The organism is Pseudoalteromonas sp. S558, assembly GCF_005886635.1.
In the GTDB taxonomy this organism is placed as follows: domain Bacteria; phylum Pseudomonadota; class Gammaproteobacteria; order Enterobacterales; family Alteromonadaceae; genus Pseudoalteromonas; species Pseudoalteromonas aliena.
Map to the genome: position 1 here is coordinate 1 of NZ_PNDU01000029.1, position 4,926 is coordinate 4,926.

Annotated in this window: 7 protein-coding genes; 1 reads left to right on the forward strand and 6 read right to left on the reverse strand. The window is 36.7% G+C overall.

The window, feature by feature from the left end; genetic code table 11:
- Positions 1-120: 120 nt before the first annotated feature.
- The 3 genes from CWB66_RS02780 to CWB66_RS02790 form a co-directional block, all read right to left on the reverse strand.
- A complete protein-coding gene (locus CWB66_RS02780; RefSeq protein WP_138584263.1) occupies positions 121-735 on the reverse strand; it encodes an SGNH/GDSL hydrolase family protein in 615 nt (204 codons plus the stop codon).
- Positions 735-1,241, reverse strand: coding sequence for a DsrE family protein (locus tag CWB66_RS02785; protein ID WP_077538011.1), 507 nt, complete (start codon positions 1,239-1,241; stop codon positions 735-737). The genes CWB66_RS02780 and CWB66_RS02785 overlap by 1 nt, the downstream gene beginning before the upstream one ends.
- 83 nt (positions 1,242-1,324) lie before the next feature.
- Positions 1,325-1,798 (reverse strand): flavodoxin family protein, encoded by a 474-nt coding sequence (locus tag CWB66_RS02790; protein WP_138584264.1) that lies wholly within the window; start codon positions 1,796-1,798, stop codon positions 1,325-1,327.
- A 76-nt stretch (positions 1,799-1,874) separates the two neighbouring features.
- On the opposite strand from CWB66_RS02790, the gene soxR reads away from it, so the two are divergent.
- Complete coding sequence (gene soxR, locus CWB66_RS02795) at positions 1,875-2,342, forward strand: redox-sensitive transcriptional activator SoxR (RefSeq protein ID WP_138584265.1); 468 nt, start codon at positions 1,875-1,877, stop codon at positions 2,340-2,342.
- An 83-nt stretch (positions 2,343-2,425) separates the two neighbouring features.
- Here soxR and CWB66_RS02800 read toward each other — a convergent pair whose 3' ends face one another.
- From CWB66_RS02800 to CWB66_RS02810, 3 genes are all read right to left on the reverse strand, one after another.
- Positions 2,426-3,592, reverse strand: a complete 1,167-nt coding sequence (locus CWB66_RS02800; RefSeq protein ID WP_138584266.1) for a lipase family protein — start codon at positions 3,590-3,592, stop codon at positions 2,426-2,428.
- A gap of 32 nt (positions 3,593-3,624) precedes the next feature.
- Entirely contained in the window at positions 3,625-4,137 is a 513-nt protein-coding gene (locus tag CWB66_RS02805; protein WP_138584267.1) for a DUF6795 domain-containing protein, read from the reverse strand.
- A gap of 181 nt (positions 4,138-4,318) precedes the next feature.
- Positions 4,319-4,926, reverse strand: a 608-nt coding sequence (locus CWB66_RS02810) for a hypothetical protein (protein ID WP_138584268.1), incomplete at its 5' end; no start/stop codon positions are given.

Below are 4,926 nucleotides of genomic sequence, written 5' to 3' on the forward strand. Positions count from 1 at the left end.
GGGCAGCGCATGTTTGGCATTTATGCTGCGTTATCGCCTATTTATGGGGAATAACCACACTACATAGGCTCTGCCTTGCCTAAATACCAAACAGTCTGCTGCAAAATCAATCACGAAAGGTCAACACGCCCTAGTTATTTTAAAAACGGCATCCGCTATTTTATAGTGTCCATCAGTACTCATATGGATCCCATCTAATGGCGATACGTTTACCACGCTTTGTAAATCAAAAAAGAGCGCTTCATTGTCAAACGCCACGTTCTTAAACTGCTCAGACATTGCTTCGTTTTTACACTCAGCCCCCTCGTAAATATGCTTATAAGGGCCTACTATTTTTATATAAGCAGGACTAAGAATGAGTATTTTAGGTTGTTTATTTATATCGTAAAAGCACTTAACTTTACGTATTAAGCAATCAAGCCCTTGGCTAATTTGCTTAGGCGTTAGGTTAAAACGTTTTTTAAGATCGTTTGTCCCAAGTGCAATAATAATTACATCTAGTGAATACTGTTCTAAATATGGTTTTAAATAACGTACGCCACAAAGCACGCCATCAAATGGCGGCAGATTTATTAAAGTACGATTAGGTTGCCCTGCTTCAATTACGTTAAAATCCGGACCTAATTTTTTGGCTAATCTCGCTGTCCATCGAGTGTTTTCGTCAAAGCGTTTACCTGTACTCGGATCTAGTCCCCAGGTATTAGAATCACCAAAACATAAAATATTTTTTATCATTAAAATGGATTCAACGTATAGCCTTGTTGTTGTAATTGCGCATGGGCAGTCATGGCAGAAAGCGACATCTGCACACCTTCAATTAACTGCTTTGGCGAAACTTTATTATGCGTAGCCGACTGACCACACACATAAACAACAGTATTGTTAGTGAGTAATTGTTTAATTAAACGTTGATTTTTATTATCGGTTTTAAAACGTTTTTTATATTCAGTATTAGCGAGTACATCTAAACTGGCACTACCGTGAACCACTAATGCAAGCTGAATATTTTCTGATTTAACACCGTGCGCTACATGCATATTAATAAAGCGCGCCAGTGAATTTATATTATTATTTTGCTCACCATTTTTAGCCCCTTGTGCAACATCAAATACTATTTTAAATACGGTAGAGTCGTTAATTTTTGCATGCTCCGGTACAGAGTAAAAATAACCAAAGTCTTTAATAGCCAGTTCATTAGCCAGTGAAAGCGAACTAAAAAACAGCAATAATAAGTATTTCATAAAACATTCCTGTGTTATTGCGTAACTAGGGCATGTTGACCAATCTAATAAATTACCAGAAGCAAAGCCTAAAAGGCAGCGGATTATACTGCCGATTGCGTATTTTTATGCTGATGGCTTACAAAACTCATCCCTAAATAGTTAAAAGTTTGTTTAAACATCTGTACAAACACCTCTGGGGCCTCAATAGATGATGCATTTGATAGCAACGAAAAATCTTTGCTACGCAGCAAGCGTAATCTTGGTTTTAAGTGTTCATCGTCCATGTAATCTGTGATTCTATCTATAAAAGCCTTCATTTGTATTGTTGTGTTGTACCAATATACTGGAGACGCAAATACCCAATGGTCGTAATTTAAAAGTGATTCAAACAGCTGGTAAAAATCGTCATTCTTATAATTTTTATTGTAACAATAAGGAGGGATTTTATAATCATCTAGGCACACAACGCGCACATCATTTTGCTCAGCAAAACTATTTACATGAGCCGATGTATTACCATTTTTACGTGCTGATGAATAAATAATAACCGTACTGCGATTAAGTTTTTGTTGCATTTTGTTAGTTCCTTTTTTATGTTGTACGCAGCTTAAAACCTCAAGTTACATTGAGGTCAACTCATGGAGTTAAATAATGAACACGGATCAAAAAAAACTCACAGAAGCTAATTTAACAGTTGGTTATGTAGCAAAAAGAAGTGGTGTTAAAGTATCAACCTTGCACTTTTACGAAACTAAACAGCTAATAAGAAGTTGGCGTAATACTGGTAACCAGCGACGCTATAAGCCTGATGTATTAAGGCGTGTTGCAGTTATAAAGGCAGCACAAGCAATGGGAATAACGCTGGATGAAATTAAAAATACGTTAGCAACACTTCCCGATAATAGAACACCCACAAAACAAGATTGGTCAGCGCTTTCTAAGCAATGGCAAGCACAACTTGATGAACGAATTGCTTATATGCAAGGTATACGTGACAAAGTAAATGATTGTATTGGGTGCGGTTGCTTGTCACTTAAAAGTTGCCCTATCTATAATAAAGATGATTTTTTGGGAGATAGTCAAAGTGGTGCAGTATTGTTAGGTAAACTTAATAAGTAAAAGCATTTAGCTTTTATCACTATTTGATTGATACTCTGAATTTAAGGTTCGTCACAAAGTATGCTAATAAAATTACCAACAGCCTAATCTAGACCGTTTAAACCTTCTCTGGCTGCTCTGTATAAAGCGCCGAGTGTTGAATCAAATACTGACTTTATAAAGCTGTAGGTTAGCTCTACCACTGTACTAATCACTTTACCTGCAAACACTAACATATGACCTAGCAAGCCTAAGGTTTGCGCTGCAAAAGAAGCTGATGCTTTTGCTATTTTATCTAAAGTGCGTGCAAGCATATCGTAAAAAGTTAACCCTGTTCCAATGGCTGCTTGTGCAGCAACCGCACTGTAATAGCCGGCATCTTTTAGCAACGTTATTAATGCTGCACTTAATTTATCTGACCAATGTGCATTAAATGAAGCTTGGTTTCTATCTTCAAACCGTAAACGTACGGGTGTACTTAAAAAATGATTAGCTTGTACTGTTAAGTTATTCCAATCACTGCTGTTTGCCGTGTTAATATAGCCAGGCGTACCGTTTAATTTATGTGCGGCGCCTTTCAAGCCTTGACCATTATCTAAACGAATTTCTTGACCATTATAAGGCGCATGCGAAAATGGCCATAATGGGACCTTAGCCACTGGATCAGCGCCATGAGTACAACGGTAAATTTTATCAATTCTTGATGTTGCTGCTCTAGCAAAATTATCTAAGCCTACGCGGGGAGAACCAAATGTATAAAGCTGCACAGGTAGAGAATATTCTGCTTTTACCCAATCGGCAGAAAGTGTAGCCAATGCACCGCCTAAACTATGGCCAACAATATGAACACAACCTGTTATTTTATCTCGAATGTTTGCCGTTACAAATTCTTGCAACGTAGGTTTCATCGAATAAAATGTTTTATTAAACCCCGCATGCACCATACTACCGTTTGCGCCACCACTTAAACCAAAATGTGCGTCAGTTAGTCCATCCCGTAAAGATGCTGTACCACGTATTGTTATAACTGAATCACCTTGGTAAATACCTTGCCCATGACCTAACAAACCAAAGCCAGTGCTCAGACCGAACAAATGAGAAAAAAATCCACCTGACACTCCTTGCACAGCGTCTGAGTTTACCCCAAAGTTGAAATTGCCACGTAAAGCTGGGTGCAGGGAGTTGTTTAGTAAAGTCGTACTTTTAATGCTTTTAGCTTTATAAGCAAGCGACGCCATTTGTACTGCTTGCATAGGTGTTAAAGTATTCATATAAAGTCCTTTTGAATGAGTCTGTCAAAAAGTTAGATTTTACACGTCGTATAAATTGTAAAAACGTGTTCAGGTGCTTCTTTTATTGGTAAGTCATATGTTTGTGGCTCTTTTGAAATATCACACACTAAACTGGTTAACAGCTCAGTTAACGTACTACTCTCTTCATGCAAAGACACAGTCACGTACCACAATACAATGCCCTCTGGTGTCCCATTTTCTAAATATATATGCTGAATTAATGACTCGTTGTCGAACATATTTGATGGTTTTGACGTCTTAATCGTTTTTTTAGGAAATGAAAAATACCCATCACTATCTGTTATTGCCTCATCTATATATTCATCGCCATAAATCAGCGTTCTCGTTACTTTTGTGTTTGCAACGGGTTGCCCATCATCTAATAACTGCCCCTTTACTGAAGCCGATAAAATAAAATCCTGCTTATTAAAAAAACCAAACATATCTGCACAAGCCTGTGTTGTAGTAAAAATAATGATAATCGATACAATTACCAAAAAGTAAGCTTTTAAACGTGATAACAAAATATACAAGCTCCCAAATACTCGCTTTAAAATACACTTATCGTGTTGCTATTTAATGACATGTATACAGTATATAAATGTTTGTGGAATTACCGCGCTGACTAAAAATCAGTCTAATTGGATATAAAGGCAACCGCAAGCATTTAGAACAAAAAACAGTCATCACTCAATGCGTTATTTACTAAAAAAACACTTTATAAACAAGCTTACAAATAACGCTAAGCCCAAGTCCCATCATTAATATATAACCATAGAAAATAGCAATCGCCCCTCCTGATGCATCGCCTATTTTATCTATTTCAATGCACGCAGAACAAAATATGAAAAAGATAAAAAAGTTAGCGATTAACCCCAAAAGATAAGCACCACCAAATAAAGGAAAAACACCTACTAATAATGCGCTAAGCATAATTAAAATACTTGATAGCGCCTCTTTAAATGAAAATCGATACTCAATAATTTTTAATACTAAGGTGACTACCATTAAGGCTAGAAAATACAGCGAAGGCCAAAACTGACTATACAAATAGTCCACGCTAAAAATTTGGCTAATAGTCAATGGAGGCTCTTCAGCTGAGGGGCTTAAATTTGGTGTTGTAACGTGTGTAGAGTCATCAGTAACAAAGTACGCCACCGCAACAATAATTAATTTTATAATCCCAAAAAATATAAAACTTGCTATGGTAAATCCTATTGTATCATCTCTGGTCAATCGCTTATTTTCTTTACTTCCTAAAATTATGCCTAGGGGCAATTTACTCTTTGTTACTCGGTTTTTACTTATTCTTA

What these genes read in the sequence shown, in the direction of transcription:
- CWB66_RS02800 (WP_138584266.1), bottom strand. Translation starts at nt 3,592, where the DNA reads ATGAATACTTTAACACCTATGCAAGCAGTACAAATGGCGTCGCTTGCT.
- soxR (WP_138584265.1), top strand. Translation starts at nt 1,875, where the DNA reads ATGAACACGGATCAAAAAAAACTCACAGAAGCTAATTTAACAGTTGGT.
- CWB66_RS02785 (WP_077538011.1), bottom strand. Translation starts at nt 1,241, where the DNA reads ATGAAATACTTATTATTGCTGTTTTTTAGTTCGCTTTCACTGGCTAAT.
- CWB66_RS02790 (WP_138584264.1), bottom strand. Translation starts at nt 1,798, where the DNA reads ATGCAACAAAAACTTAATCGCAGTACGGTTATTATTTATTCATCAGCA.
- CWB66_RS02780 (WP_138584263.1), bottom strand. Translation starts at nt 735, where the DNA reads ATGATAAAAAATATTTTATGTTTTGGTGATTCTAATACCTGGGGACTA.